General features: G+C 72.8%; 24 protein-coding genes. 12 read left to right on the top strand and 12 right to left on the bottom strand.

The features are described from left to right. The first annotated feature begins 298 nt into the window (after positions 1-298). A complete protein-coding gene (locus ACWY4P_RS13125; RefSeq protein WP_456210720.1) occupies positions 299-1,003 on the top strand; it encodes a GntR family transcriptional regulator in 705 nt (234 codons plus the stop codon). Between the two features lie 115 nt (positions 1,004-1,118). Here the strand turns inward: ACWY4P_RS13125 and ACWY4P_RS13120 are convergent, their stop codons facing one another. Both ACWY4P_RS13120 and ACWY4P_RS13115 read right to left on the bottom strand, forming a co-directional pair. Further along, entirely contained in the window at positions 1,119-1,916 is a 798-nt protein-coding gene (locus ACWY4P_RS13120; RefSeq protein ID WP_456212909.1) for a hypothetical protein, read from the bottom strand. A gap of 205 nt (positions 1,917-2,121) precedes the next feature. Continuing rightward, the gene (locus ACWY4P_RS13115; protein ID WP_456210719.1) at positions 2,122-3,867 is read right to left on the bottom strand and encodes a PucR family transcriptional regulator; all 1,746 of its coding nucleotides are present in this window, start codon (positions 3,865-3,867) and stop codon (positions 2,122-2,124) included. A 238-nt stretch (positions 3,868-4,105) separates the two neighbouring features. Here ACWY4P_RS13115 and ACWY4P_RS13110 point away from each other — a divergent pair, with 238 nt between their 5' ends. The 5 genes from ACWY4P_RS13110 (at position 4,106) to ACWY4P_RS13090 (ending at position 11,037) form a co-directional block, all read left to right on the top strand. Continuing rightward, positions 4,106-5,020 (top strand): FAD binding domain-containing protein, encoded by a 915-nt coding sequence (locus tag ACWY4P_RS13110; protein WP_456210718.1) that lies wholly within the window; start codon positions 4,106-4,108, stop codon positions 5,018-5,020. Beyond that, positions 5,011-5,553 (top strand): (2Fe-2S)-binding protein, encoded by a 543-nt coding sequence (locus ACWY4P_RS13105; protein WP_456210717.1) that lies wholly within the window; start codon positions 5,011-5,013, stop codon positions 5,551-5,553. Before ACWY4P_RS13110 ends, ACWY4P_RS13105 begins: the two co-directional genes overlap by 10 nt. 3 nt (positions 5,554-5,556) lie before the next feature. Continuing rightward, positions 5,557-7,941 (top strand): xanthine dehydrogenase subunit D, encoded by a 2,385-nt coding sequence (gene pucD / locus ACWY4P_RS13100; protein ID WP_456210716.1) that lies wholly within the window; start codon positions 5,557-5,559, stop codon positions 7,939-7,941. Between the two features lie 94 nt (positions 7,942-8,035). Further along, a complete protein-coding gene (locus ACWY4P_RS13095) occupies positions 8,036-9,229 on the top strand; it encodes an XdhC family protein (RefSeq protein ID WP_456210715.1) in 1,194 nt (397 codons plus the stop codon). 125 nt (positions 9,230-9,354) lie between these two features. Continuing rightward, positions 9,355-11,037: a glycoside hydrolase family 6 protein gene (locus tag ACWY4P_RS13090; RefSeq protein ID WP_456210714.1), complete on the top strand. Its 1,683-nt coding sequence runs from the start codon at positions 9,355-9,357 to the stop codon at positions 11,035-11,037. A 36-nt stretch (positions 11,038-11,073) separates the two neighbouring features. Here ACWY4P_RS13090 and ACWY4P_RS13085 read toward each other — a convergent pair whose 3' ends face one another. The 4 genes from ACWY4P_RS13085 to ACWY4P_RS13070 form a co-directional block, all read right to left on the bottom strand. Next, positions 11,074-11,868 (bottom strand): ABC transporter permease, encoded by a 795-nt coding sequence (locus ACWY4P_RS13085; protein WP_456210713.1) that lies wholly within the window; start codon positions 11,866-11,868, stop codon positions 11,074-11,076. After that, complete coding sequence (locus tag ACWY4P_RS13080; protein ID WP_456210712.1) at positions 11,865-12,818, bottom strand: ABC transporter ATP-binding protein; 954 nt, start codon at positions 12,816-12,818, stop codon at positions 11,865-11,867. Before ACWY4P_RS13080 ends, ACWY4P_RS13085 begins: the two co-directional genes overlap by 4 nt. Positions 12,819-12,965: 147 nt before the next feature. Beyond that, positions 12,966-13,646 carry an MmyB family transcriptional regulator gene (locus ACWY4P_RS13075; RefSeq protein ID WP_456210711.1) on the bottom strand — a complete coding sequence of 227 codons (681 nt, stop codon included), beginning with the start codon at positions 13,644-13,646 and terminating at the stop codon, positions 12,966-12,968. Positions 13,647-13,661: 15 nt separating this feature from the next. Further along, the gene (locus tag ACWY4P_RS13070) at positions 13,662-13,847 is read right to left on the bottom strand and encodes a hypothetical protein (protein WP_456210710.1); all 186 of its coding nucleotides are present in this window, start codon (positions 13,845-13,847) and stop codon (positions 13,662-13,664) included. 225 nt (positions 13,848-14,072) lie between these two features. Here ACWY4P_RS13070 and ACWY4P_RS13065 point away from each other — a divergent pair, with 225 nt between their 5' ends. The 4 genes from ACWY4P_RS13065 (at position 14,073) to ACWY4P_RS13050 (ending at position 17,695) form a co-directional block, all read left to right on the top strand. Continuing rightward, positions 14,073-15,053 (top strand): aldo/keto reductase, encoded by a 981-nt coding sequence (locus tag ACWY4P_RS13065; RefSeq protein WP_456210709.1) that lies wholly within the window; start codon positions 14,073-14,075, stop codon positions 15,051-15,053. Positions 15,054-15,261: 208 nt separating this feature from the next. Then, the gene (locus tag ACWY4P_RS13060) at positions 15,262-16,467 is read left to right on the top strand and encodes a sensor histidine kinase (RefSeq protein ID WP_456210708.1); all 1,206 of its coding nucleotides are present in this window, start codon (positions 15,262-15,264) and stop codon (positions 16,465-16,467) included. 38 nt (positions 16,468-16,505) lie between these two features. Then, positions 16,506-17,123, top strand: coding sequence for a response regulator (locus ACWY4P_RS13055; RefSeq protein ID WP_456212908.1), 618 nt, complete (start codon positions 16,506-16,508; stop codon positions 17,121-17,123). A gap of 116 nt (positions 17,124-17,239) precedes the next feature. Continuing rightward, positions 17,240-17,695, top strand: a complete 456-nt coding sequence (locus ACWY4P_RS13050; RefSeq protein WP_456210707.1) for a hypothetical protein — start codon at positions 17,240-17,242, stop codon at positions 17,693-17,695. Here the strand turns inward: ACWY4P_RS13050 and ACWY4P_RS13045 are convergent. The 3 genes from ACWY4P_RS13045 to ACWY4P_RS13035 all read right to left on the bottom strand — a co-directional run bounded on the left by ACWY4P_RS13045 (position 17,670) and on the right by ACWY4P_RS13035 (position 19,773). Further along, positions 17,670-18,557 carry a phosphatidylinositol-specific phospholipase C domain-containing protein gene (locus tag ACWY4P_RS13045; RefSeq protein WP_456210706.1) on the bottom strand — a complete coding sequence of 296 codons (888 nt, stop codon included), beginning with the start codon at positions 18,555-18,557 and terminating at the stop codon, positions 17,670-17,672. The genes ACWY4P_RS13050 and ACWY4P_RS13045 overlap by 26 nt on opposite strands. 235 nt (positions 18,558-18,792) lie before the next feature. Then, positions 18,793-19,398: an HdeD family acid-resistance protein gene (locus ACWY4P_RS13040; RefSeq protein ID WP_456210705.1), complete on the bottom strand. Its 606-nt coding sequence runs from the start codon at positions 19,396-19,398 to the stop codon at positions 18,793-18,795. An 81-nt stretch (positions 19,399-19,479) separates the two neighbouring features. Then, entirely contained in the window at positions 19,480-19,773 is a 294-nt protein-coding gene (locus ACWY4P_RS13035; protein ID WP_456210704.1) for a WhiB family transcriptional regulator, read from the bottom strand. 155 nt (positions 19,774-19,928) lie between these two features. On the opposite strand from ACWY4P_RS13035, the gene ACWY4P_RS13030 reads away from it, so the two are divergent. Further along, the gene (locus ACWY4P_RS13030; RefSeq protein WP_456210703.1) at positions 19,929-21,044 is read left to right on the top strand and encodes a winged helix DNA-binding domain-containing protein; all 1,116 of its coding nucleotides are present in this window, start codon (positions 19,929-19,931) and stop codon (positions 21,042-21,044) included. Between the two features lie 61 nt (positions 21,045-21,105). Here ACWY4P_RS13030 and ACWY4P_RS13025 read toward each other — a convergent pair whose 3' ends face one another. From ACWY4P_RS13025 to ACWY4P_RS13015, 3 genes are all read right to left on the bottom strand, one after another. Continuing rightward, the gene (locus ACWY4P_RS13025; protein WP_456210702.1) at positions 21,106-22,020 is read right to left on the bottom strand and encodes an SGNH/GDSL hydrolase family protein; all 915 of its coding nucleotides are present in this window, start codon (positions 22,018-22,020) and stop codon (positions 21,106-21,108) included. Positions 22,021-22,113: 93 nt separating this feature from the next. Further along, positions 22,114-23,307 carry a magnesium and cobalt transport protein CorA gene (locus ACWY4P_RS13020; protein ID WP_456210701.1) on the bottom strand — a complete coding sequence of 398 codons (1,194 nt, stop codon included), beginning with the start codon at positions 23,305-23,307 and terminating at the stop codon, positions 22,114-22,116. Positions 23,308-23,470: 163 nt separating this feature from the next. Beyond that, complete coding sequence (locus tag ACWY4P_RS13015; RefSeq protein WP_456210700.1) at positions 23,471-24,313, bottom strand: response regulator transcription factor; 843 nt, start codon at positions 24,311-24,313, stop codon at positions 23,471-23,473. Positions 24,314-24,413: 100 nt separating this feature from the next. On the opposite strand from ACWY4P_RS13015, the gene ACWY4P_RS13010 reads away from it, so the two are divergent. Then, the gene (locus ACWY4P_RS13010) at positions 24,414-26,129 is read left to right on the top strand and encodes an AMP-binding protein (RefSeq protein WP_456210699.1); all 1,716 of its coding nucleotides are present in this window, start codon (positions 24,414-24,416) and stop codon (positions 26,127-26,129) included. The last annotated feature ends 30 nt before the right edge of the window (positions 26,130-26,159 follow it).

Below are 26,159 nucleotides of genomic sequence, written 5' to 3'. Positions count from 1 at the left end.
CCTACTCGCGCGACATCTTGGCGGAAACCCGGCTTGCCCCGAGCGGTTTCTGGACAAGAGGGCGCCAAATCGGCGGGGGGACACGCGGATAGGTGCGATACGGTTCGAACGCTCGCGCTGTGCAAGCGGCTTGCATTCTATTCATGGAACCGGATCGAGCGTAAACAGACTGCTGAGCTTGCGTCAGGACGCTCGATGTGGTCCGTTCCGTTAGGGTTGCCTTAAATACGGCGTCCGAGGGGTTTGACCTCGCGCGGCCTCCGCATATCGTTTCAGGCGGACGTCAGGAGGAGCCGAGGTGGAGCAGGCCAGAGCCGAAACGGCGGCGGAGCCGCACCCGGGTCCCGGCATCCCCGGCCCCGGCGGGCCCGCCTCACGGCAGCCGCCCCGGCGCCACTCGGTGCGCGGGCAGATCCTGGACGCCCTGAGGGACGCGCTGGTCGGCGGCGAGCTCGCCCCCGGCGAGGTCTACTCCGCACCGGCCCTCGCCGAGCGCTTCGGCGTGTCGGCCACGCCCGTACGCGAGGCCATGCAACAACTCGCCGGGGAAGGCGCCGTCGAGGTGGTGCCGAACCGGGGATTCCGGGTGGCCCGGCGCAGCGCGCGCGAGCTGGCCGAGCTGGCCGAGGTCCGGGCCCTGCTGGAGGTCCCCGTGCTGCTCAGCCTGGCCGAGGCGGTCGCGCCCGAGCGGTGGGCGGGGCTGCGACCGTTCGCGGAGGCGACGGCGGTGGCGGCGGCGAAGGGGGACCGCGCGGCGTATCTGGAATCGGACCGCACATTCCACCAGGCGGTTCTCAGCCTGGCCGGAAATCAACAGTTGGTCGTGGTGGCCGACGAACTGCACCGGCGGGCGCAGTGGCCGCTGGCCGGCGGCCAGATCGTCCGCACCGCCGACCTCGTCGCCGACGCGGCCGAGCACCTGGCTCTGCTCGACGCCCTGACCGCGCGGGATCTCGACACCGTCGAGTCCCTGGTGCGCGACCACTTCAACGGCGGCGCGTAAGCAGCCGTCTCCCCGAGCCAGGTGTTACGGGGCGGGGTGTTACGGGGGCGTAGGAGTACGCCGATGCCTCAGCCCGCCCGGCGGCGCCGGACGGGCTGAAGGACGCTCCCGCGCGCTACGCCGTCGCGGAGGGCGCTCGTTCTAACTGCTCCGCGAGCCACACCGGTACGCCGCCCAGCAGCCGCACCAGGCGGATCGCCTCGGTGCGCAGCCGGGTCGCCTCCGGCTCCTCCTCCACCTCGGCCAGCGCCGCCAGCGCCGGGGCGATGCCGATCAGATAGCCCAGCTCCTCGCGGATGCGCAGCGACTCGGCGAAGCCGCGCCGCGCCTCGGCCACATCGCCCTCGTGCTCCGCCAGCGCGGCCAGGTGGCGCCAGGTGAACGAGCGCAGCAGCTCGTCGCCGTGGGCCGCGGCCCCGGCGTGTGCGCGCTGGAAGGCGGCCTGGGCGCCGGTCGGGTTCTGCGCCAGGTGCTGGGAGATCAGGCCGCGGCGGAAGTCCAGCAGCGGGCGGGTCCGCGAGCCGGGGCCGAGCAGCGCGGCGGCGCGCCCGAGCGCGGTCCGCGCCTCGTCGGCCCGGTCGCGCACCCCGAGCAGCGTGGACGCGTACGCGAGATAGCCGCGCTCGCACGCCGTGGCGCCCCGCTCGTCGTCGGTGAGCGCGAGCGCCTCCGCCGCCCGCAGGGCGTCCTCGGCCGTCTCCCACCCTTCGGAGGTGTACATGCAGCGCTCGGTCAGTACGGCAGTGCGCTTGAGCGCGGCCGAGGCGTCGCCCGCCGCGCGTGGCTGGAGCAGGGCGGCGGCGTCGTGCCAACAGCCGCGCGAGCGTAGCCGCCACACCGCCGTGTCCAAGGGGTCGTCCACAAGACCCGGGTGGAGATCGGAATCGGAATCCGATGATCCAGGTGGTGACATGGCGGTGTCCGCCACATTGCCCTCCCCAAGCGCGCCATCGAGCCGGAAGCTGTGATCCGAATCTCAGCATGAATGCGTGGGCGCGGCCAAGAGGTCGGTGTGAATGAATTCACAAACGGCCAAGGAAACTGAACAACGCTTGACCAACAGCCGAACCGCCGAACGGGCGAACGACAGGCACACAGGCCGACCGGCGCCCGGTCGGTCAGCTCATCCGCAGGGCCAGGAAGAAGTCCAGCTTGTCCTCGAGGCGCGCCAGATCGCGCCCCGTCAGCTGCTCGATCCGCCCCACCCGGTACCGCAGCGTGTTGACGTGCAGATGCAGCCGGGTCGCGCAGCGCGTCCAGGAGCCGTCGCAGTCCAAGAACGCCTCCAGCGTGGGGACCAGCTCGGCGCGGTGGCGGCGGTCGTAGTCGTACAGGGGGTCGAGCAGCCGGGCGGTGAAGGCGCGGCGGACGTCGTCGGGGACGAAGGGGAGCAGCAGGACGTGCGAGGCGAGCTCCTGGTGGCCCGCCGCGCACACCCGGCCGGGCCGGGCGGCGGCGACCCGCCGGGCGTGCCGTGCCTCCTCCAGGGCGCCGCGCAGCCCATCGGCGGAGTGGACGACGGCGCTGACGCCGAGCGTCAACCGCCCGTCGCCGTCGAGCCCGCGGGAGAGCGGTTCACGGACGGCGGCGAGCAGCGCGTCGGCCTGGAGCCCCGCCTCGAAGCCGTACGCCCCGCCAAGGTCGCCGCCGCTGCCGCCGTCCTCGCCACCAGCCGCCGGGGCGTCGGGCAGCGCGGGCAGCGGGACCAGCGCGACCGCCTCGTCGCCGGTGTGCGCCACCGCGATCCGGTCCGAGGGCTCGGGCCCGGTGGCCTCCGGGTCGACCAGCACCTCTTCCAGCAGCGACTGGGCCACCGGACCGCCCGGCGCCCCCTCGCCCGCCCACTCCACCCGGGCCACCACCACCTGCCAGTGCGGGGCCGTGCCCAGGCCCGGCAGCAGGACGGGGACGGCCACCCGCAGCCGGGCGGCGATCTCGGCGGGCGGCGCGCCCGCCTGGACCAGCTCCAGCACCTCCTGGGCCAGCCGGCGCCGTACGGTGCGGGCGGCGTCCCTGCGGTCCCGCTCCACCGCGATCAGCTGGGTGACCCCGTGCAGCAGATCCAGCCGCTCCTCCGGCCAGTCGCCCGCGTCCGCCCCGACCACCAGCAGCCAGTCGGAGAGCACGGTCTCGCGTACGTCCCCGGCGCCCGACGGCGTGCGGCCACTGCTGCGGATGGGGAAGAGGGAGTACGCGGCGCCGTCGGCGGCGGTCACCCGGTGCGGGCCGCGGCGGCCGGAGCGCCGGGCGGCGAGATGCTCGCCCGCGAGCCGCGCGCGCACCGCGGGCGGCAGCTCGGGCACGCTCCCGGAGCCGGCCCCCGCGGCGACGCTCGGCGTCGCGATCCGGCGGCCGGTGGGGGAGAGCACCCAGGCGGGCAGGTCCAGGTCGGAGCCGAGCAGATCCAGCACGACCTCCGGGCCGCCGCCCGCGGGCCCTGACGTCATCAGCCGCCGGTGCCGGTCGACGACGGCCGCCAGGTCCCCGGCCCGCTCGCCGGAGACCCGGCGCACCACATACTCGGTGATCGACGCGAACGACACGTCCTCCACCACCGAGAACAGCGGCAGCCGGTGCCGCGCGCAGGCCAGCACCAGGTCCTCGGGCACCGAGCCGAGCTCGGCCTCGCCCGCCGCGAGCCCGGCGACCTGGGCCGCCACCAGGATCCGTACGAACGGCTCGGAGTCCTCCGGCTCCCGCCGCCACGCCAGGCCGGTCAGAACCAGCTCGCCGCCGGAGAGATAGCGGCTCGGGTCGCGCAGATCGGTGGTCATCACGCCGCGCACGGTGCGGTCCAGTTCCTCCTCGCCGCCGAGCAGGCGCAGGCCCAGGGCGTCGGTCTCCAGCAGTGCGCGCAGCCGCATGTCGTCGCCAGCCGATCCTCGTGTGTTGCCGGTGGAAGTCCTCGCCGTTTCCGGTGAATACCGCCGAGGTTTCCACTCCCCGTCTTTCGTTCGAATCTACAAGACCAGGCCGCTGGCCAGCCAACTGCTTCATGGCTTCGGTGACTGCACCAGGTGGCCCACACCTCGGTCTACTGGCGGTAAGCCGTGTGCAGAGATCTGGGGGGAGACCTCGGAGAGAGGACAAGAGGGAACGCCTATGGAATTTCTGCGCCCCGCCAGTTGGGAGGAAGCGCTCGCCGCGAAGGCCGAGCACCCCACGGCCGTGCCCATCGCGGGCGGGACCGACGTCATGGTCGAGATCAACTTCGACCGCCGCCGCCCCGACCACCTGCTCGACCTGGGCAGGATCGCCGAGCTGCACACGTGGGAGACCGGCGATCAGACCGTACGGCTGGGCGCCTCCGTCCCGTACGCGCGGATCATCGAGCGGCTGCGGGGCGAGCTGCCGGGGCTCGCGCTCGCCGCGCACACTGTCGGCTCGCCCCAGATCCGCAACCGCGGCAGCGTCGGCGGCAACCTCGGCGCCGCCTCCCCCGCCGGTGACGCGCACCCCGCGCTGCTCGCCGCCGGGGCCGAGGTGGAGGCCGCCTCGGTGCGCGGCAGCCGCCTCATCCCGGTCGAGGAGTTCTACACCGGTGTGAAGCGCAACGCGCTGGCGGACGACGAGCTGATCAGGGCCGTCCACATCCGCAAGGCCGCCGGGCCGCAGCAGTTCTCCAAGGTCGGCACGCGCAACGCCATGGTCATCGCCGTATGCGCCTTCGCGATCGCGCTGCATCCGGACACCCGCACGGTGCGGACCGGCATCGGATCGGCCGCGCCCACCCCCGTACGGGCGCGGGCGGCCGAGGACTTTCTGAACGCCGCGCTCGCCGAGGGCGGCTTCTGGGACGGCGGCCGGGCCGTCACCCCGTCGATCGCCCGCCGCTTCGCCGAGCTGTGCGCCGCCGCCTGCGACCCGATCGACGATGTGCGCGGCAGCGCGGCGTACCGCCGCCACGCGGTGTCCGTCATGGCCCGCCGCACGCTCGGCTGGACCTGGGAGGCGTTCCGCACGGGCGGCGATACGGCCGGCGGCGGCACGAGCGCGGGAGGCGCACGATGCGCGTGACGTTCACGGTCAACGGGCGGCCGCTCCAGGCCGACGACGTGTGGGAGGGCGAGTCGCTGCTGTATGTGCTGCGCGAGCGGCTGGGTCTCCCGGGCTCCAAGAACGCCTGTGAGCAGGGCGAATGCGGATCCTGCACGGTCCGGCTCGACGGCGTGCCGGTGTGCGCCTGCCTAGTGGCGGCCGGTCAGGCCGAGGGCCGCGAGGTGGTCACGGTCGAGGGGCTCGCGGAGTACGCCGAGGCCCGCGGCCGACGTACCGCCGAAGACGAGACGGCCGAGACGACCGCGGCCGCGCGGCAGCAGCCCCCGCTGGCCCCCGTCCAGCAGGCGTTCATCGACGCCGGCGCCATCCAGTGCGGCTTCTGCACCCCCGGTCTGCTGGTCGCCGCCGACGAACTGCTGGAGCGCACCCCCGACCCCTCCGACGCCGACATCCGCGAGGCGCTCTCCGGCAACCTGTGCCGGTGCACCGGCTACGAGAAGATCCTCGACGCGGTCCGCCTGGCGGCCGCGCGCACCACGGAGGCGAGGTAGCCCATGGGCCCCGGCCGCTCCGCGACCCCCACCCCCACCCGACCGCGCCAGGGCGACACGGCCCCCGGCACCATCGGCGCGTCCACGCCGCGCCCCGACGGCACCCTCAAGGCGACCGGCGAGTTCGCGTACGCCTCCGACCTGTGGCACGAGGACATGCTGTGGGGCTTCACCCTCCGCAGCCCGCACGCGCACGCCGAGATCCGCTCCATCGACGTCGGCGAGGCGCTGGCCATGCCAGGCGTGCACACCGTCATGACGTACGCCGACCTCCCCGCCGAGACCCACTACGGCCTGGAGATCCACGACCAGCCCGTGCTCGCCGCCGGCCGGGTCCGCTACCACGGCGAGGCCGTCGCGATCGTCGCCGCCGACCACCCCGAGACCGCGCGCCGCGCCGCCGCCCGGATCGAGGTCGAGTACGCCGAGCTGCCGCTGGTCACCGACGAGGCCACCGCCACCGCGCCCGGCGCGCCGGTGCTCCACCCCGGCCGTACGGACCGCCACGCCGGGCACGCCCCGCACCCCAACATCGTCCACCGCCAGCCCATCAAACGCGGCGACGTCGCCGCCGCCAGGGCCCGCGCCGATGTGGTGGTGCGCCGGGACTACGAGGTCGGCATGCAGGACCAGGCCTTCCTCGGCCCGGAGTCCGGCCTCGCCGTGCCCGCCGAGGACGGCGGCGTCGACCTCTACATCGCCACCCAGTGGCTGCATGTGGACCGCGACCAGCTCGCCCCGGTCCTGGGGCTGCCCGCCGACAAGGTCCGGCTGACCCTGTCCGGCGTCGGCGGGGCCTTCGGCGCCCGGGAGGACCTGTCCATGCAGGCGCACGCGTGCCTGCTGGCGCTGCGCACCGGCCGGCCCGTCAAGATCGTCTACAACCGGTACGAGTCCTTCTTCGGCCATGTCCACCGCCACCCCGCCAAGCTCAGCTACGAGCACGGAGCGACCCGCGACGGCAGGCTGCTCTTCGTCCAGTGCCGCATCGTCCTCGACGGCGGGGCCTACGCCTCCTCCTCCCCGGCCGTCGTCGGCAACGCCGCCTCGCTGTCCATCGGCCCGTACGCCGTGGACAACGTCGACATCGAGGCGCTCGCGCTCTATTCCAACAACCCGCCCTGCGGCGCGATGCGCGGGTTCGGCGCGGTGCAGGCCTGCTTCGCCTACGAGGCGCAGATGGACGCGGTGGCGGCGGAGCTGGGCCTGGACCCGGTGGAGTTCCGGCAGCGCAACGCCATGGAGCAGGGCGCGGCCCTGCCCACGGGCCAGCGCGTCGACTCCCCGGCCCCGGTCGCCGAGCTGCTCCGCCGGGTCAAGGCGCGCCCGATGCCGCCCGAGCGCCCCTGGGCCGGCGAATCCCTCGACGTACGGGCGCTGCCCGGCGGGCTGTCCAACACCAGCCACGGCGAGGGCGTGGTGCGCGGCGTCGGCTACGCGGTCGGCATCAAGAACGTCGGCTTCTCCGAGGGCTTCGACGACTACTCCACCGCCCGGGTGCGGCTCGAGGTGCTGGGCGGGGAGCCGGTCGCCCTGGTGCACACCGCCATGGCCGAGGTCGGCCAGGGCGGCGTGACCGTACACACCCAGATCGCCCGCACCGAGCTCGGCGTGGCCCGGGTCGTGCTCCACCCGGCCGACACCCAGGTCGGCTCGGCGGGCTCCACCTCCGCCTCCCGCCAGACGTATATGACCGGCGGCGCGATCAAGCACACCTGCGAGGCGGTGCGCGAGGAGGTGTTCCGGCGCGGCCGCGCGCGGTTCGGCGCCGACCACCCCGGCTGGGCGGGCGCGGAGCTGCTGCTGGCGGGCGGCAAGGTGGTCACCGAGGCGGGCGAGGTCATCGGCGATCTCGCCGAGATCCTGGGCGAGGACGCGATCGACCTCGAGAAGGAGTTCCGGCACCGCCCGACCGAGCCCTTCCACCCGGAGACCGGGCAGGGCTTCGGCCATGTCCAGTACTCCTTCTGCGCCCACCGGGCGGTCGTCGACGTCGACACCGAGCTCGGCCTGGTCAAGGTCGTCGAACTCGCGGCGGCCCAGGACGTCGGCAAGGCGCTCAACCCGCTGTCCGTGGTCGGCCAGATCCAGGGCGGTACGGCGCAGGGGCTGGGGCTCGCGGTCATGGAGGAGATCGTGGTCTCGGACGGCGCGCGGGTCCGCAACCCGTCCTTCACCGACTATCTGATCCCCACCATCCTCGACACGCCGAGCATCCCGGTGGAGGTGCTCGAACTCGCCGACGACCACGCGCCGTACGGGCTGCGCGGGGTCGGCGAGGCCCCCACCCTGTCCTCCACTCCGGCCGTCGTCGCCGCCATCCGGGCGGCGACCGGCCTGCGGCTGGGACGCGTCCCCGTCCGCCCGGAACATCTGACAGATACGTGAGGGTTATGGATAGACGTGGCGACGGGGGCGGAACGGGTGGGTGCGACCCGCCACCGGACGCCCCCTTTGAAGACGGACCCTGGAGCTGAGCACCATGCTGGACATCGCTGCCGAGCTGCACCGCTGGTGCGAGGAGGGGCGCGACTTCGCCGTCGCCACGGTCGTGGCCGCCGTCGGCAGCGCGCCCCGGCAGCCGGGCGCGGCGCTGGCCGTGGACGCCGCGGGCACGGCGGTCGGCAGCGTGTCCGGCGGGTGTGTGGAGGGCGCGGTCTACGACCTGTGCCGGGACGCGCTGCGCACCGGCCGGGCCGTACGGGAGAGCTTCGGCTACTCCGACGAGGACGCCTTCGCCGTGGGCCTGACCTGCGGCGGGACCGTCGACATCCTGGTCACCCCGGTGCCCGCGGGCGACACCCGGCTGCGCCCGGTCATCGCCGCCGCGCTGTCGGCTGCCGCGCTGTCGGCCGTCGCGCTGTCCGCCGCCACGCTGTCCGGCGCCGGCGGTCGCCCGGCGGCGCTCGTCCGGGTCGCCGACGGGCCGCCGGAGCTGCTGGGCCGCGCGCTGCTGGTGCGCCCCGACGGCTCGTACGAGGGGACCCTCGGCCCGGCCCTGGACCGTACGGCGGTGGACGAGGCCCGCGCGCTGCTGGAGGCCGGGCGCACCGCCACCGTCGAGGTCGGCGCGGACGGCGGCCGCTGCGGCGAGCCGGTCACCCTTCTCGTGGAGTCCGCCGTGGCCCCTCCCCGGATGATCGTCTTCGGCGCGATCGACTTCGCGGGCGCGCTGGCGCGGATCGGGAAGTTCCTCGGCTACCACGTGACGGTGTGCGACGCCCGGCCCGTCTTCGCGACCGCCCGCCGCTTCCCGGACGCGGACGAGGTGGTCGTCGACTGGCCGCACCGCTATCTGGACGCCACCGAGGTCGACGCCCGTACGGTCCTGTGCGTGCTCACCCACGACGCCAAGTTCGACATCCCGCTGCTGGAGCGGGCGCTGCGGCTGCCCGTCGCGTACGTCGGCGCGATGGGCTCGCGCCGTACCCATGAGGACCGGCTGCGGCGGCTGCGCGAGGCCGGGCTCGGCGAGCCGGCGCTGGCACGGCTGCGCTCCCCGATCGGCCTGGACCTCGGCGCCCGGACACCCGAGGAGACGGCCCTGTCCATCGCGAGCGAGATCGTCGCCGCCCGGCGGGGCGGCAGCGGCGTGCCACTGACGGGGGCACACATCCCCATCCACCACGACCTTTCGGCGGCGGTGGGCATGGGGCGGATCGGCTCGGTCGCCTGACGGAGCGCCACCCATAGGTGGGGGAGCGGTTCGGCCACTCGGCGGACGTACGCGTTGCGAGGTCCCGGTTTCTGATTGAGCCTCAGAAATCGACCCTCCGAAACCGCCGCTCGAGGAGTGCGCACGTGCGTAGAAGACGGACGATCCCCACCAAGCCGATGGCCCTTCTGGCCGCGATCGTGCTGCCCCTGTCCACCGCCGCCGCCGGGTACGCGGCGGCGCCGGGGGAGCCCTCCCCGGCCAGGGCCCTGCACCGCCTGTACACCCCGCCGGCCGGGACGGGCCCCTACCATCAGGTGACCCGGCTGGTCAGGCACGGCGACCGCGGCGCGGCCGCCGGGTTGCTCGCGATGGTCCGTACGCCGCACGCGGTCTGGTTCGGGGACGAGACCCCGGAAGAGGTCGAGCAGCTGGTCCGTGAGACCACCCGGCGCGCCGTGCGTGAGGGCCAGGTGCCCGTCCTCGCGCTCTACAACACGCCCGGCCGTGACTGCGGCAGCTACTCGGCAGGCGGTGCGGAGGGCACCGCCGAGTACCGGGCGTGGATCGACGCCGTCGCCCGGGGCATCGGCCGCCGCCGGGCCCTCATCGTCCTGGAACCCGACTCGCTCGCCCTGTTGCCCTCCGACTGCGGCCGGGCGGGTGGCGCGGCCGCCGGGCGCGACGCGGACTTCGCCGACGAATTCGAAGGGGAGCCGGACGGCGCCCCGGACGGCGCCCCGGACGGCGGTGACGCATTCGAGGGCGAGGCCTTCGACAGCCGTCTGTTCGGCGCCGGGGCCGGGGTGCTCGGTGGCGCGCTCGCACGTGCCGAAGCGCAGGCTGAAGCGCAGGCCGAGGCGCAGGTCGCGATGGAGAGCGGCACCCGGGCCGCGGCGCCCGCCGACATCGACCCGGTCACGGACCTGCCGGAGGAGGAGCACGCCGACGCGCCCGCGCACACGCCCACCGGGAGACCTGCGGAGAACCCCGACGGGAACCCCGACGGGAACCCCGACGGGAACCCCGACGGGAACCCCGTCGAGAAACCCGGCAACGCCACCGACGAACCCGTCAGCAAACCCACAACCCCCCACGCCGAGGCCCACGCGGAGGCCCCCACCGACGCCCCCGGGAAGCCGCCCGCCCTCATCCCCGCCGAGCAGAGGGCCCGCAACGCCGCCCGCTACGCCGAGCTCAACTACGCGGTCGACACCCTGGAACCGCTGCCCGGCACCAAGGTCTACCTGGACGCCGGCCACGCGGCCTGGCACCCCGTCAGCAGCATCGTGCGCCGGCTGCTCCAGGCCGGCGTCGACCAGGCCACCGGCTTTTCCCTCAACGTCTCCGCCTACCAGACCGACGAGGACAACGCCTGGTACGGCCGGCTCATCTCCTCCTGCCTGGCCTATGTGGCCGACGGTGGTAACCCGGCGGAGTGCCCCGACCAGCGGTGGCCGCGGCTGCGCGCCGAGCGGTGGCTGGAGATCAACGTGCTCAACGAGCCCGACGAGATGAAGCACTTCATCACCGACACCAGCCGCAACGGCCGCGGCCCGTGGACGCCCCGGGCCGGCAGCCACGCCGACCCGCAGTCCTGGTGCAACCCTCCCGGCCGCGGCCTGGGCGTCCGTCCCACCACCAGGACGGGTGACCCGCTCCAGGACGCCGCGCTGTGGGTGAAGACCCCCGGCGAGTCGGACGGCCAGTGCCTGCGCGGCACGGCGGGGCCCCACGACCCGGAGCGCGGGGCGGTCGACCCGGAGGCGGGCGAGTGGTTCCCCGAGCAGGCCCTTGAGCTGGTCCGCTTCGCCCGCCCCGCCCTGTGACGGAATGTCACTCAGCTGCCGGCACCCCCGGTACGGTCACTCCGGCCGGGGGTCCCAGCGGAACCGGCGGACCGCGACGACCGCCCCCGCGGTGCCCCAGATGAGCAGCACGCCGAGGCTTCGCCACGCGAAGCCGGAGCCGGAGTGCTGGGCCAGAGCGCCGAGCAGGGTCTCGTTGAACGGCCGCACCGGCAGCGCGCCGGCCACCTGGTTCACCGTCCCGGAGTGGATCGGCAGATAGGTGCCGGAGATGAACATCAGCGGGAACACGACGAGTTGTACGACCGCGGGCGCGGCCTCGGCATTGCGGATCAGGGAGGCCACCGCGACCCCGAGAGCGCAGAAGCAGGCCGCGCCCAGCACGAGCGTCACCACGATCGCGGGCCACCGCGCGAGACCGGGGAGCGGCACCCCGTACAGCCGCCCGACGCCGACGATCAGCAGCACGTCCACCACGCTCAGCATGACGCAGTGCGCCAGCAGACCGAGGAAGTACGCCCAGGCCGGCAGCGGTGTGGCCCGCACCCGTTTGAGGATCCCGTTCTGCCGCCGCGTGGCGAGCACGATGGCCAGCTGGCTGTAGCAGGAGCCCAGGACGGAGACCGCGGCAATGGTGGCCACGTAGTACCCCAGCGCCGAGAGCCCGTAGAAGTACGGGTCGGTGCCGCCGCCACCGAACATCGCGCCGAAGACCGCGATGACCACGACCGGGAAGACGAAGGTGAAGAAGGCGCTCTGCGGGTTGCGCCAGAAGGACAGCTGCTCGTAGCGGATCTGGTGCCACAGCAGGGCCAGGGCGCGGCGCGGGGGCCGGTGGGCATCGGCGCTCATCGCCCGCTCGCCTCCCTCACGTACTCCGGTGCGCCCCGGCCGGTCAGCCGGAGGTAGACGTCCTCCAGGCTCGGCCGCTCGACGGTGATCCCGTCGAGCGCGACGCCGCGCCCAAGCGCCCAGCCCGTCAGCCGGTGCAGCGCCTCGGTCGGCTCCCCGGTCTCCACGGTGACCAGGCCGCCGTCGCCCGGTGCGGTGGCGGCGACCGGCAGATCGGCCGTCGTGCACCCCTGGGGCAGGGCGAAGCGGATCCGCGCGCGGGCCCTGTCGCGGCCCCCGAGGGACGAGGGGGTCCCCTCGGCCACCACCCGGCCGTCGGCGATCACCGCCACCCGGTCGGCCAGCTCCTGGGCCTCCTCCATGGAGTGCGTGGTGAGCAGGACGGTGGTCCCGGCGTCGCGCAGGCCGCGTACGAGCCGCCAGGCGCTCCGGCGCGCGCTTGGGTCGAACCCGGTCGTCGGTTCGTCGAGGAACAGCAGGTCCGGGTCGCCGATCAGGCCCAGCGCCAGGTCCAGCCGCCGCTTCTGCCCGCCCGAGAGCGCCCTGACCTTCCGCCGCTCCTGCCCGGCGAGGCCGACCAGGCCAATGACCTCGTCGACGTCGCGCGGCGACGGGTAGTACCCGGCGTGACGCGCCACCGTCTCCCGGACCGTCAGGTACGGCTCGACCGCGATGTCCTGCAGCACCAGCCCGATCCGCTCACGCAGCCGGCGCCCGACGGCCGGGTCCGAGGGGTCGAGGCCGAGCACGCCGACCCGCCCCGCGTCCCGGGCGCGGAAGCCCTCGAGGATCTCCAGCGTGGTGGTCTTGCCGGCGCCGTTCGGCCCGAGCAGCGCGAAGATCTCCCCGTGCGCGACGGTGAAGCTCACCCCGCGCACGGCCGCCACGGCTCCGTAACTCTTCCGCAGGTCCGCCACCACCACCGCGGCGGCCTGCCCTTGCGTAGTCATGTGTCCATTGCACGGCGGCCGGGGCGGCGGGCGGCAGGGCGAGTGGTCGGCGGCGGGGGCGACGAAGGCATGGCCGTAAGGGGCGGCATACGACTTTCGTAGGGCCCGCCCCCGACGGACGTCTGCCGCCGGACACCGTCCGCGGTTTCACTGTTGATCTCGCCGGGCGCGAGCGGGTCGGCCGGTGGGGGAGGTGCCGGTCCAACTGGCCAGGATGTTGAGGGCTTCAGCAGTGGGTGAGGCTGGTTCTGGGGTGTAGATGACGAGAGTCTGCTCGGGATCGTCTTCGACGGCCAGGACGACGTAGTCGAGGGTGAGGTCGCCGACGAGCGGGTGGTGCAGGCGTTTGGCACCGGTGGTGTGGGCGAGGACGTCGTGGTCGGCCCACAGCCGGCGGAAGGTGTCGCTGTGCAGGGACAGCTCGTCGATCAGTTCGGTGAGCTGTGGGTCGTCCGCGTGCCGTCCGGCGTACAGGCGCAGGGTGGCGACGCAGTCGGCGGCCACCCGTTCCCAGTCGGTGTACAGCGTGCGGGCGGCCGCGTCGAGGAAGACGAAGCGTGCGGCGTTGCGGTCGCGGTGGGGCCGGGCTTGGAAGTCGGTGATCAGGGCGTAGCCGAGCCGGTTGGCCGCCAGGATGTCCATGCGCCGCCCCTGGACGATCGCGGGGACGCTGAGGGCGTCCAGGGTGCGGTAGAGGGCGGGGCGGACCTTCTGCGGGGCGAGCGACCGCTTTCGGCGGGTCCGGCCGCTGGTGGGCTGGGCCAGGTCGAAGAGGTGGGCGCGTTCGGCGTCGTCCAGTTGCAGCGCGCGGGCGACGGCCTCCCACACGGCTTCCGAGACACCTCAGGTGTGGCCCCGTTCCAGGCGGATGTAGTAGTCGACGCTGACTCCGGCCAGCTGGGCGACTTCCTCGCGGCGCAGTCCCGGAACCCGGCGGGCGCCCTGGTGAGGGGTGAGGCCGGCCCGTTCGGGGGTGATCCGGGCCCTGCGGGTACGCAGGAACTCGCGGATCTCACTGCTGCGGTCCATGGATACACCGTACGGCGGACCCCGTGCCTCTCAGCCCGCGAAAGGAGGTACTGGCAGACCCCTGGTGGAGCGGTACCCCGTACGGGGGTCCGCGCGGGTCTGTCGGGTGGTTGCCTGGACAGCGGGCCCACTGAGCTGACTGATCACGGAATTCGCAGGGTCACCCCTCTCTCGGGGTCATGCCCACCGACCAGGCCTGACGGCCGCCACGACAAGGAGTATGTGATGAAGCACGTATCGCTGGGTGGGCTGGATGTCTCTCGCATCGGCCTCGGCGCCATGACCATGGCAGGCACCTACACGACGGGCGGGGGACTCGATGACGCCGAGTCGATCCGCACCATCCACCGTGCGCTGGACCTCGGAGTCACGCACATCGACACCGCCGAGATCTACGGCCCCTTCCACAGCGAAGAGATTGTCGGCAAGGCCATCAAGGGCCGGCGTGACGATGTTGTCGTGGCGACGAAGTTCGGTCTGGTCTCCCACTCCGGTGGCGGTCCCGGCGTTACGGACAGCAGTGCCGGCAACGTGAAGGCCGCTGTCGAGGGCTCGCTCAAGCGGCTCGGCACCGACCACATCGACCTCTACTACCAGCACCGCGTCGACCCGAACATTTCCATCGAGGAGACCGTCGGCGCGCTGGCCGATCTGGTTGCCGAGGGCAAGGTGCGTTACATCGGGCTGTCCGAGGCCGGCCCCGCCACGATCCGCCGTGCGCACGCCGTGCATCCAGTGGCAGCGTTGCAGACGGAATACTCTCTGTGGACCCGCGACGTCGAGGCCGGGATTCTCCCGCTGCTGCGCGAGCTCGGTATCGGCTTCGTGCCCTACTCGCCGCTGGGACACGGCCTTCTGACCGGGCAGATCCGCTCTGTCGACGACTTCGCCGATGACGACTGGCGCAAGACCAACCCGCGTTTCACCGGCGAGAACTTTCAGCGCAACCTGCGCATCGTCGACGAAGTGCAGGCCATCGGCGAGGAGATCGGAGCAACGCCGGCGCAGACCGCGCTGGCATGGCTGCTGACCCGCGGCGACGACATCGCCCCCATCCCCGGAACCCGGCGGGTCTCGCGCGTCGAGGAGAACACTGCCGCCGACGGCATCGAACTCAGCGCCGCTCAGCTCGACCGTTTGAACAACCTCACCCCGGCGTCGGGCGAGCGCCACGACGAGGCGAACATGGCCAGCATCGACCGCTGACCGCCGTCGCCGCCTACTTTCGCCTGCAATGCGTCCATTGCGCGGTGGTCAGTGCGGCGGGCGGCAGGGCGAGTGGTCGGCGGCGGGGGCGACGAAGGCATGGCCGTAAGGGGCGGCATACGACTTTCGTAGGGCCCGCCCCCGACGGACGTCTGCCATGGGACACCGTCCGCCTTCCGGGCGCGGGCGGTGTCCTACCGTAGGCCGCATGACTGCCGGACCGTGGCACCGTAGGCATCCGGTCGCCCTGGATGTGGCGATCGCGGTCGGCTTCGCGCTGCTCGACACCGGGACGACACTGCTGCACGCGACCTGGTGGCCCGCCCACCCGGGCCCGCTGGCCTGGGCCATGCTGGGCGTGCAGGCCCTTGCCTGCCTCTCGCTGGCCGCCCGCCGCCACGCGCCGCTGACGGTCATGGCCGTCCTCGGCGGGTTCACCCTCGCGGTGTCCTTGCTGATCTCGCCGGTGGGCGTGCTGACTCCGGCGCACCCGGGCAATGTGTGGGCCCCCTTCGCGACGGCGCTCGCGGCGTACGGTCCTCCCTTCTACGGGCGGAAGCGGTGGTCCCGGCTGACGGCGCTCGTCGCGCTCGCCGTCTTCACGGCGATCGTGGCGCGCGTGTGGGAGCCGTCGGTCACGGTCATCACCATCGGGGTGCTGCGCACCGCCCTCGGACCGCTGCTGACGCTGTACTTCGAGGCCCGCAGACGGCTGGTGCTGGCGCTGACCGAACGCGCCGAGCGGGCCGAGCGGGAGCGCCATCTGCTCGCCGAGCGGGCCCGTGCCGAGGAGCGGGCGAGGCTGGCGGGGGAGATGCACGACGTGGTGACCCATCGGGTGAGCCTGATGGTGCTCCAGGCCGGGGCGCTGCGGATCACGGCGCCCGACGAGGCGACCCGGCAGGCCGCGGAGGAGCTGCGGGCGGCGGGCTGCCAGGCCCTGGACGAGCTGCGGGACCTGGTCGGCATCCTGCGCACCGCCCCCGAAGGGGACCCGACGCCCTCGGTGGCCGGTTTCCCCGCGCTGGTCGCCGAGTCGACCGCGGTGGGTACCCCGGCCGAGCTGATCGAAGAGGGCGACCGGGCGCTCGCCTCACCGGTGGTCGGGCGCACCGCGTACCGCATCGTGCGCGAGGCGCTGACCAACGTGCGCAAGCACGCCCCGGGCGCCCGGGTGACCGTACGGGTCGGGTACGGCGCGGCGCATCTGCGGCTCACGGTCCGCAACACGCCGCCGGCCGCCGGTCCCCACCGCGCCCTGGCCGACACCGGCTCGGGCCTGGGCCTCGCGGGCCTGCGGCAGCGCGTGGAGCTGGTGGGCGGAACGCTGCGCGCCGGGCCCGAGCCGGACGGCGGATTCGGCGTCGAGGCCACGCTGCCCTCGTATGTGCCGACCGCGGAGACGGTGGGGTGAGGCCGGTGGTCCGGGTGGTGGTCGTGGACGACGAGCCGATGGTGTGCGTGTTCCTGCGCACGATCCTCGGCTCGGCCGAGGACATCGAGGTCGTGGCCGAGGCACACGACGGCGCGGCCGGCGCCGAGGCGGTCGAGCGCCACCGGCCGGACGTGGTGCTCATGGACCTGCGTATGCCGGGCGTGGACGGGCTCACCGCGATCGAGCGCATCAGGGAGCTCGCCGACCCGCCGGTCGTCGTGGTCCTCACGACCTTCGACGCCGACCAGTACGTACTGCGCGCGCTGCGGGCCGGCGCGACGGGCTTCCTGGTCAAGACCACGCCACCGGAGGACCTGATCGGCCTGGTGCGCGTGGCCGCCGAGGGCCACACCGTGCTCTCCCCGGCCGCCGCCCGCCGACTGATCGCGGCCTCCTCCGACGGCCACTCGGCGCGCGACCGCGCGCGGCGGCTGGTCGAATCGCTGACCGAGCGGGAGGCCGAGGTGCTCGCCGGGCTCGGTGAGGGGCTGTCGAACGCGCAGATCGGGGCGCGGCTGTACCTCTCGGAGGCCACGATCAAGGGCTATGTGTCGCGGCTCCTGGACAAGCTGGGCTGTGTGAACCGCACCCAGGCGGGGCTGATCGCCCACGACGCGGGCGTCGTGGGCCCCTAGGCCATTCCCACCGACCTCAGGGCTATGCCGGAGCCCGGGTGTCCACCCCGAGAGGTACGGCGGACGGGACCGTGAGGGGACGTGCGACGGCCTGCCTCTCGGCCAGCCTGATCCTCATGGTCGCCACCCGTGCACTGCCGAATGTTCCGCGCTGGGCCCGACTCGCCGCGCTGGGCGCCGCGTTAACCAACGTGCCCTCCGCGTTATGGCGCGCCGCCATCGCCGTCGGCATCCCCGTAGGGCTGGCCCAGTCCGAGTACGACCAGATGGACGCCCCCGGCCAGGGGTCGTTCTTCCTCATCGGCCTCAGCGTGGTCTCCGAACTCTTCGCCCTCCTCGCATTGGGGCTCGTACGCGGCTGGGGGGAGATCTGGCCGCGCTGGATCCCGTTCCTGCACGGCCGCCGGGTCCCGGCCACCACGTGGGGCACCTGGCTGCTCAACATCGCCTACGCCCCGCTGCTCCTGTGGGGACCGCTGCTGGGAATGGCCACGGTCCACTACTACCGGCGCGGCACGGCCCCCGCCCCCCTCGACTGGCAGCGGGTCAGGCCGCCGGATTGTGCCGGATGAGGGTGTCGACGAGGCCGGAGACGGTGTTCGGGAAGTCCATCGGCACCACCCCGAGCCCGGTCCAGCCGCTGGCCTCGGAGCTCTCCAGGAAGCTCTTGACCTGAGGGTTCAGCCGGTCCGCGTTGGAGCGGGGCGGGAGCAGGGCGGCGGTGGAGACGTAGTTGAGGAAGAGTTTGCCGGGCTGGGCGGCGGCCTTGCGGAACTGGGCCTGGATCTTCGGCCACTTGCCGAACGGCTCGGCCATGTAGTCGTCCTGGATGTCGAAGAGCGCCGCGTCGGCGTACCGCACCCCCGGCATGTTGTCGGAGTCGGCGAGCAGGACGACCTTGCCGCGGGCCTGGCTCAGCGTCGGGAGCGTGGCGTCCAGGCGGAACAGCGACCGCCAGCCCTTCCCGTCGAGGTAGGTGTCGAAGATGCGGCGGAACTCGGCGGCGCTCTCCTCGGAGTACTCCTGCTTGACGCGCATCAGCACGGTCTCCGAGGGGTGTGCGGTCAGAAAGGAGCGGCACGCGGTGAGGACGTCGTCGAAGTTGAGGTGCTGGTAGAAGGCGCCGTGGTGGATGGGGAAGGCGCCTTCGAAGGCGCGGCAGCGGATGTCGAGGAAGCGTATGCCGCTGTTCAGCTGGTCCCCGATGGTGGTGTTCTGGCACTCCGTCCAGGGGCCGCCGTAGCGGGCGCCGGAGTCGTGGGTGCCCGGCAGCGTCAGCCGCTGGACGGGGGTGGCGCCGGCGATCCCGGACAGCCAGTCCGAGGCCGCCAGCGGCTGCGCCGCCGCGGTGGCCGTGGCCGTCCCGCCCACGGCCGGGACCAGCCCCGCGGCGGACACCGCGGCCGCGCCTCTGAGGAACCCTCGCCGGTCCATGCGCATACTCCTGTCGCCGTCGCTCGCCTGTTCGCGCTGTCCGTGCCGACGTCATCGAAGCACAACTCGGCCCGGAGGATCACTAGTTGTGCCCTCTCAGGGCAGGGCGAGAGGAGAGACAAGGCGCGGCATAACCGCACGGATTCGATCAGGAGTGCGCGAAATAGTGTGCCAAGCGGTCGTCTTTCGATAACTCGTGCCCAGGATCACCTGGTCCAGGCCCGGCGCCGCACGTTCACGGCGCGGAGGTGTGCCGCCTCACCTGGATGCCGTGCACGACCTCCGTCACGCCGATGACGACCAGCCAGACGCCCGCCACCAGGGCGAGGGCGGCGATGGAGGCGAAGGGCCAGAGGACGACCATCAGGCCGGCCAGCGCGGTCAGCACACCGAGGAACCCGCTCCACCCGCGCATCGGCCGAGCGGGGCCCGACACGGCGGCCGCGGTCAAGGTGACCCCGCTCAGCAGCCAGCCGAAACCGATCCACACCGCGAGCAGCAGCACCGACTGCTCCGGACCGCGGAAGCACATCAATCCGAGCAGCACACTCAGCGTTCCGCTGAGCACGTGCAGGGCCCGGGAGAAGACGGGCAGATGCGGCCCGAACCCCCCGACGAGCTGGGTGACTCCGTAAGCGAGCAGGTAGATGCCGAAGAGCGCACCCACGACCGCCAGAGTCGCTCCCGGCAAGCTCAGGGTCACCACTCCGACGGCCGTGGCGACCACGCCCCCGGCCACCAGAAACCGCCAGGCGGCGGCACCCAGAAGATCGGCGACCTTCGATTCCGCGGCAAACGGCTCGTTCATTTGCACGTTGGAGTTGGCCATGATGCCCGTCATCCCTCTCATGATGTGAGTTTTTGAATAACGGCGCGGACTTCCGCGCCTATTGGCGTGCGTGAAGCGGCCGGCTTTTATGGCTTACGCCGCACGCCTCACCGGAAGGCGACCGGCACGGGGACGCGTGGCTCGATCCGCCTCCGTCAACCCGCCCCACACGCCGTATGTCTCGTCGGTGGCCAGCGCGAACTCGGCGCACTGCCGCCGCACGGGGCAGCTGCCGCACACGTCCCGTGCCCGTTGTTCCCGGGCCCGCTTCTGGCGGCCCCGCTCTCCGTACGCCGCGTAGAAGACGGAGCTGGCCATCCCCTTACAGGCTGCGTGGAGCTGCCACCCCCACACGTCGGCCATCGGTATGCGCGCCTGCTTTTGCATCGATCCTCGCCGCCCTTCGGCTCTCCGTTCCGCTCGAAAAAAAGCCTAGAAGCGGTACTCGAGCAGCAGTTGACTCGTCGTGCATGGCGCTGTCCCGTGAGCGTACGGCCGGACGAGGACAGAAGTTGACCGCAAGGCCTCGTAGCGTGAGCGGCATGACGAACGACATGCTCGGTCCCCGAGCGCTCAACCGGGCGCTGCTGGAGCGCCAGCTGCTGCTGAACCGCTCGGGGTCCCTCACCGCCCTCGAGGTGATCGAGCGGCTTGTCGGCATGCAGTCCCAGGCGCCCGGCGCCCCGTATATCGGCCTGTGGACGCGCCTGGACGGTTTCGCGTTCGAGGAGCTGGCACGGCTGACGCGGGAGCGGGAGGTGGTGCGGATGGTGCTGATGCGCGGCACCGTGCACCTCGTCACCGCGGCCGACGCGCTACGGCTGCGGCCGCTCGTCCAGCCGATGCTGGACAAGCAGCTCCGTGGTACGCCCTTCGCGGGCCGGCTGCCCGGCGTGGCGCGGGACGAACTGGTGGCGGCCGGGCGGAAGCTGCTCGGGCGGGGCGCCCTGAGCCCGGCCGAGCTGCGCGTCGAGCTCGGCCCCCGATGGCCGGACGCGGACCCCGGTGCGCTGGCCGACGCGGTGCGGGTGTGGGCGCCGCTGTTGCAGGTGCCGCCGCGCGGGCTGTGGGGGAAGAGCGGCGGGCCCCGGTACGCGACCGTCGAGGACTGGCTGGGGCGGCCGATGGAGACCGAACCCTCCGTGGACGAGGTGGTGCTGCGCTATCTCGCGGCCTTCGGGCCCGCGACCGTGGCGGACATCCAGAAGTGGTGCGGGCTGACCGGGCTGCGCGAGGTGGTCGAGCGGCTGGGGCCCGCCCTGCGGAGGTACCGGGACGAGAGCGGGCGCGAGCTCTACGACCCGGCGGGCGCGTCGCTGCCGGACCCCGACACACCCGTCCCCGCCCGCTTCGTCGCCGAGTTCGACAACCTGCTGCTCTCGCACGCCGATCGCGCCCGCATCCTCGCTGACGAGTACCGGCGGCCGGTGATGGGCGACAACGCCATCGTGCGCGGCACGATCCTGGTGGACGGCTTCGTCGCCGGGATCTGGAAGATCGAGCGCGCCCGCGGCGTGGCGGCGCTGCGCGTGACGCCTTTCGTACGACTCGGCGCCGCCGATCGGGAGGCTCTGGAGGCCGAGGGCGCACGGCTGCTGGCGGCCACCGACGCGGCGGCGGGGGAGCGGGATGTGCGGTTCGAGCCGGTGGCGGGGTGATCGAGCCGATCAAGGCGCTGAGCGGTGGACCCCCGGCGTGGAGCCCGGGGTCCACCTGGCATCAGACCTGACGGACGACACCGCACCGGGCCAGGGCGCGGTTCACGGCCGCCGCCATGGCCTGCTCACCTTGTGCGTTCGGGTGGGCGGGCGCCGCCGGAGTCTGGGGAGCGAGGCTCTCGATCCAGCGCTCACCGACGGGCCGGCACATGTCGTGGCCGATGGTCGGCTTGTATGTGTCGACGTAGGCGGCCCCGTCGAGCCTTGCGCGGTGAGCGATCATCGAGTTGAGGGACTTCGTCTTGTCCCGCAGGTAGCCGAAGTCGCCGGCGGCGAAGGGGACGCTGGGGCTCGTGCAGCCGACTCCGCTGTCGGGGAAGAGCGAGGGGTAGCCGACCATGACCACCTCGGCGCGCGGGGCCCGGTGGTGCACTTCGGCGATCACCTGGGAGATCTTCGGCGCCGTGGCGGCGATGCTCTGCTCCACCTGGTCACTGCCGCCCTCGGTGAGAGCGTCGCGACATGGACTTCCGGACGGGTCTCCCGCGCCCAGCGTGGCGCAGCGTCCCAGTACAGCGGAGAAGCCGATGTCGTTGCCGCCGATGCTCACGGTCACCAGGTCGGTGTCGCGGTTGAGGGCGTCGTACTGGGCCGGAGCCGTGTCCGTGGCGAGGGCCAGGTCCGCTGTGGTCGCCCCCGAACAGGTGACGTCCGTCAGGCGTGCCGTGTTCCGCTCGGCCACCAGATGCGGATAGTTGCTGTTGGAGCGGGCGCACGCGGTGTCGATCTGCTCGGGGACGCCGGGCGCCGAGGCGTAGGAGTCGCCCAGGGCGACGTAGTCGAGCGATCTGGTGTGCCGGGGCTCGGCGCTCGCCGGCGCGGCGGACGTCATCGCGAAGGCGAGTGCGCCCGCGGCGGCTATGGCGCCGAGCGCGGCCGTGCGTTGACGTGAGCTATGAGTGGAATGTGGGTTCACTTGGGTAAGTATCGTGAACGCCCGCGCATCCTCCAACCAACTGACCGGCGTGGCGTCGGACTTGGCCGAGGAGACCGTCGCGACGCCGAGGGCTCAGAGCCAGTCGCGCCGCTTGAAGACGAGGTACAGGCTCACGCAGACCACGGCCATCAGGAGGATCGCGAACGGGTATCCGAACACCCAGTGCAGCTCCGGCATGTGCGTGAAGTTCATGCCGTAGATCGTGCCGACGAGGGTGGGGGCGAAGAGGATGGCCGCCCAGGCGGAGATCTTCTTGACCTCCTCGTTCTGCTCGAAGCCCGCCTCGGCCAGCGCCCGCATCTCCGCGTTCTGCTGCTGGGTGACCAAGGTGGCGTTGACCGCGAGGATGTCGGTGAGGGCCGAGCGGAAGCCGTCCACGCGCTCGCTGGTGTGGGTGACGTGGTCGGCGACGTCGCGCAGATAGCGCTGAAGCTCCTCGTCGGTGCCGTACTTGTCGAACCCGGCCATCAGGCCGTGCAACATCCCCACCAGCGGCCGGGTCGCGCGCTGGAACTCGACCATCTCGCGCGAGAGTTCATAGATACGGCGGGAGACCTCGGGGTCGCCGCGGAACACCTCGGTCTCGATCTCGTCGATGTCGTTCTGCACGCCCTCGACCACCGGGGCGTAGCCGTCCACGACCGAGTCCAGGATGGCGTACAGCACGGCCTCGGGCCCGAGCGCCAGCAGCTCGGGCGTGGCCTCCATGCGGCGGCGCACCGCCGACAGGCCGGGGGCGGCGCCGTGCCGTACCGTGATCACGAAATCGGGGCCGACGAAGACATGCAGCTCGCCGAAGTCGACCTCCTCGGGCGCGTCGAGGTAGCGGGCCGCGCGCAGTACGACGAACAGCGTGTCGCCGTAGCGCTCCAGCTTGGGCCGCTGGTGGGCCTCCAGCGCGTCCTCGATGGCCAGCTTGTGCAGGTCGAACTCGTCCGCGAGCGAGAGCAGCTCCGCCTCGCTGGGCCGCAGCAGCCCGATCCAGGCCATGCTCCCCGGCTCCTCGCGCAGCCGCCGGTAGGTGGCGGCCAGGGAGTCGGGCGTGCCGACCCGGCGCCCGTCCCGGTAGACCGCCGCGTCGACCACGCTGTGGTCGTCCTCCGCCGCGGCCTGGGCGCTCGAGGCCGCGGGGCGCGGCTCGGCGTTCGGCGGTGTGGTCGGCGCCGATCCGGGCCGGGGGGTGCCGGAGCCGCCACGGCCCTGGGCGGGACGCAGCCAGGAAGGTTTCCGCGGCGAGCGAGAGGGCCGGGGACGGTGCTCTGACATGGGCCTTCCTTACGGGTAGCAGGCGCTGGGGCGGGCAGCCGGGCATACCTCCTCAAGCCATGGGCGCGCGGGCGCGGAGCACTGACCTCAGGGAAGGATATACGTCCCAAATGACCCGGACCGGGCCGGGCCGCGGGGAGGGGCGGGCAGCGGAGAGGAGCCGCTACGGCAGCAGCCCCGCGCGCCGCGCCTCCACCACCGCGTGCAGCCGCGTATGCGCCCCCAACTTCCGCATCGACGAGCGCAGATAGCTCTTCACCGTCTCCGGCCGCAGCCCCAGCCGGTCCGCCGCCGCCGAGTTCGTCGCCCCCGACGCCACACACGCCAGCACATCCACCTCGCGCGGCGACAGCTCCACCCCCGGCCGCGCCGCCCCGTTCCCCGCGCCGCCCGAGGAAGCCTTGGCCAGCCGCCCGCAGGCGCTGAGGATCTGCTCCCGCAGCCGCGGGTCGGCCACCTGCTGGGCCAGCGCCCGCAGGTCGCCGTGCGCCTCCCGGACCTCTTCCCACAGCGCCGGATCCGCCTCGGGCTGCTGCTGCGGCACGGTCATCAGCCGCTGCGCCTCGTCGTGCACCGCCAGCGACTGCTCCAGCTCGCGCGCCGCCGCCATCGCCGCGTTCAGCGCCCGGTCGCCGAGCGCCAGCGGCTGGCGCAGCGCGCCGTACAGCACCCCGCGCACCCGGCCGCGGACCACCACCGGCACCGCGAGCATCGAGCGCAGGCCCTCGGCGCCGACCGCCGCGTCGTACTCATGGCTGATGGCGCGCGAGGTCGGGTAGTCGACCACCGAGATCGGCCGGGACATGGTGAGGACCTTGCCGCCCAGCCCGTTGCCGGGGGTGACGGCGAGTCCGCGCAGGGAGTTCGTCGTGGTGCCGGTGAGCTCGGAGATGCGGAACTGTCGCGCGCCCGAGAACAGCCCGCCGAAGGCCACGGGCAGCCCGCCGCGCCGCCGCATCCGCAGCAGGGTCGTCCGCACATCCACCGTCCGGTCCGATTCCGCCACAGCCACCTCCCCGAAATACCCCCACCCCCGTCCGGGGGTGGTGAGACTCAGATCACCCGTCGCACGATGCTAGCGAGCGGTACGGCAATCAGGAGGAGATGTGACAGCAAACGGCCCGACTCAGAGTTTCCGGGCGGCACGGGACTTCCTCCTGGCCCATCGGAACGACTACGCGGCGGCGTACGAAGGTTTCAGCTGGCCGCGCCCGGACGAGTTCAACTGGGCGCTCGACTGGTTCGACCAGATCGCTCAGGGCAACGACCGTACCGCGCTGCACATCGTCGAGGAAGACGGCCTCGAGACCCGGATCAGCTTCCAGGACATGCGCCGCCGCTCCGACCGGGCCGCGAACTGGCTGCGCGCCCAGGGCGTGCGGGCCGGTGACCGCATCGTGGTCATGCTCGGCAACCAGGCCGAGCTGTGGGAGACGGCGCTGGCGGCGATGAAGCTGCGGGCCGTGGTCATCCCCGCCACCCCGCTGCTCGGCCCGCTCGACCTCGCCGACCGGGTGGAGCGCGGCCGTGCCGCGCATGTGATCGTGCGGGCCGAGGACGCGGCCAAGTTCGCCGAGGTGCCCGGCGACTACACGCGCATCGCGGTCGGCGGCGCCCCCGACGGCTGGCTGGCCTACGCGGACGCGGGTACGGACACCGGCGGGGACACCCGTACGGCCGAGGCCGCCGAGGAATCCTTCGTGCCGGACGGCCCGACCCTGGCCACCGACCCCCTCATGCTCTACTTCACCTCGGGCACCACCGCCCGCCCCAAGCTGGTCCAGCACACCCACACCTCGTACCCCATCGGCCATCTGTCGACGATGTACTGGATCGGGCTCCGGCCCGGCGACGTCCACCTCAACATCTCCTCGCCGGGCTGGGCCAAGCACGCCTGGTCCAATCTCTTCGCCCCCTGGAACGCCGAGGCGACCGTGTTCGTGCACAACTACACGCGCTTCGACCCCGCCCGGCTCATGGCCGAGATGGACCGCTGCGCGGTGACCACCTTCTGCGCCCCGCCCACCGTGTGGCGGATGCTCATCCAGGCCGATCTGACCCAGCTGCGCACCCCGCCTCGCGAGGCCGCCGCGGCCGGTGAACCCCTCAACCCTGAGGTCATCGAGCATGTCCGGCGCGCCTGGGGGGTGACCATCCGGGACGGCTTCGGCCAGACGGAGACCTCCGTCCAGGTCGCCAACCCCCCGGGCCAGCCGCTCAAGGTCGGCTCGATGGGCCGCCCCAGCCCCGGCTTCGCCGTCACTCTTCTCGACCCGGTCACCGGGCAGCCGGGCGACGAGGGCGAGATCTGTCTCGATCTGTCGGGTCCCGCCGGCCGGCCCGTCGGTCTGATGACCGGCTACGAGGGTGACGAGGAGCGCACCGCCGAGGCGACGGCGGGCGGCTACTACCGCACCGGGGACATCGGATCGCGCGATGCCGAGGGCTACATCACCTACATCGGCCGCGCCGACGACGTCTTCAAGGCGTCCGACTACAAGATCTCGCCGTTCGAGCTGGAGAGCGCCCTCCTGGAGCACGAGGCGGTCGCCGAGGCCGCCGTGGTCCCGGCCCCCGACCCGCTGCGGCTGGCGGTGCCGAAGGCGTATGTCGTGCTGGCCGAGGGGTGGGAGCCGGGGTCCGAGACCGCGAAGGTCCTGTTCGCTCACTCCAGGGCGGTTCTTGCGCCCTACAAGCGTGTCCGCCGACTGGAATTCGCCGAACTTCCCAAGACCGTGTCCGGCAAAATCCGCCGTATAGAGCTACGCGAGCGCACCCTGCGCGGCGATGGTGTCGAGTTTGATGAGGAGACCACCTCATGACCGACCCGCACTCACCACGCGATCACGAGG

It is taken from the genome of Streptomyces sp. LZ34 (assembly GCF_053890475.1).
The sequence above is the reverse complement of the archived record's forward strand: the minus strand, read 5'-3'. Positions and strand labels throughout refer to the sequence as shown.

Coding starts and splice junctions, on each gene's coding strand:
- ACWY4P_RS13120 (WP_456212909.1), bottom strand. CDS start 1,916: ATGTCACCACCTGGATCATCGGATTCCGATTCCGATCTCCACCCGGGT.
- ACWY4P_RS13115 (WP_456210719.1), bottom strand. CDS start 3,867: ATGCGGCTGCGCGCACTGCTGGAGACCGACGCCCTGGGCCTGCGCCTG.
- ACWY4P_RS13110 (WP_456210718.1), top strand. CDS start 4,106: ATGGAATTTCTGCGCCCCGCCAGTTGGGAGGAAGCGCTCGCCGCGAAG.
- ACWY4P_RS13105 (WP_456210717.1), top strand. CDS start 5,011: ATGCGCGTGACGTTCACGGTCAACGGGCGGCCGCTCCAGGCCGACGAC.
- pucD (WP_456210716.1), top strand. CDS start 5,557: ATGGGCCCCGGCCGCTCCGCGACCCCCACCCCCACCCGACCGCGCCAG.
- ACWY4P_RS13095 (WP_456210715.1), top strand. CDS start 8,036: ATGCTGGACATCGCTGCCGAGCTGCACCGCTGGTGCGAGGAGGGGCGC.
- ACWY4P_RS13085 (WP_456210713.1), bottom strand. CDS start 11,868: ATGAGCGCCGATGCCCACCGGCCCCCGCGCCGCGCCCTGGCCCTGCTG.
- ACWY4P_RS13080 (WP_456210712.1), bottom strand. CDS start 12,818: ATGACTACGCAAGGGCAGGCCGCCGCGGTGGTGGTGGCGGACCTGCGG.
- ACWY4P_RS13070 (WP_456210710.1), bottom strand. CDS start 13,847: ATGGACCGCAGCAGTGAGATCCGCGAGTTCCTGCGTACCCGCAGGGCC.
- ACWY4P_RS13065 (WP_456210709.1), top strand. CDS start 14,073: ATGAAGCACGTATCGCTGGGTGGGCTGGATGTCTCTCGCATCGGCCTC.
- ACWY4P_RS13060 (WP_456210708.1), top strand. CDS start 15,262: ATGACTGCCGGACCGTGGCACCGTAGGCATCCGGTCGCCCTGGATGTG.
- ACWY4P_RS13055 (WP_456212908.1), top strand. CDS start 16,506: ATGGTGTGCGTGTTCCTGCGCACGATCCTCGGCTCGGCCGAGGACATC.
- ACWY4P_RS13050 (WP_456210707.1), top strand. CDS start 17,240: ATGGTCGCCACCCGTGCACTGCCGAATGTTCCGCGCTGGGCCCGACTC.
- ACWY4P_RS13045 (WP_456210706.1), bottom strand. CDS start 18,557: ATGGACCGGCGAGGGTTCCTCAGAGGCGCGGCCGCGGTGTCCGCCGCG.
- ACWY4P_RS13040 (WP_456210705.1), bottom strand. CDS start 19,398: ATGACGGGCATCATGGCCAACTCCAACGTGCAAATGAACGAGCCGTTT.
- ACWY4P_RS13035 (WP_456210704.1), bottom strand. CDS start 19,773: ATGCAAAAGCAGGCGCGCATACCGATGGCCGACGTGTGGGGGTGGCAG.
- ACWY4P_RS13030 (WP_456210703.1), top strand. CDS start 19,929: ATGACGAACGACATGCTCGGTCCCCGAGCGCTCAACCGGGCGCTGCTG.
- ACWY4P_RS13020 (WP_456210701.1), bottom strand. CDS start 23,307: ATGTCAGAGCACCGTCCCCGGCCCTCTCGCTCGCCGCGGAAACCTTCC.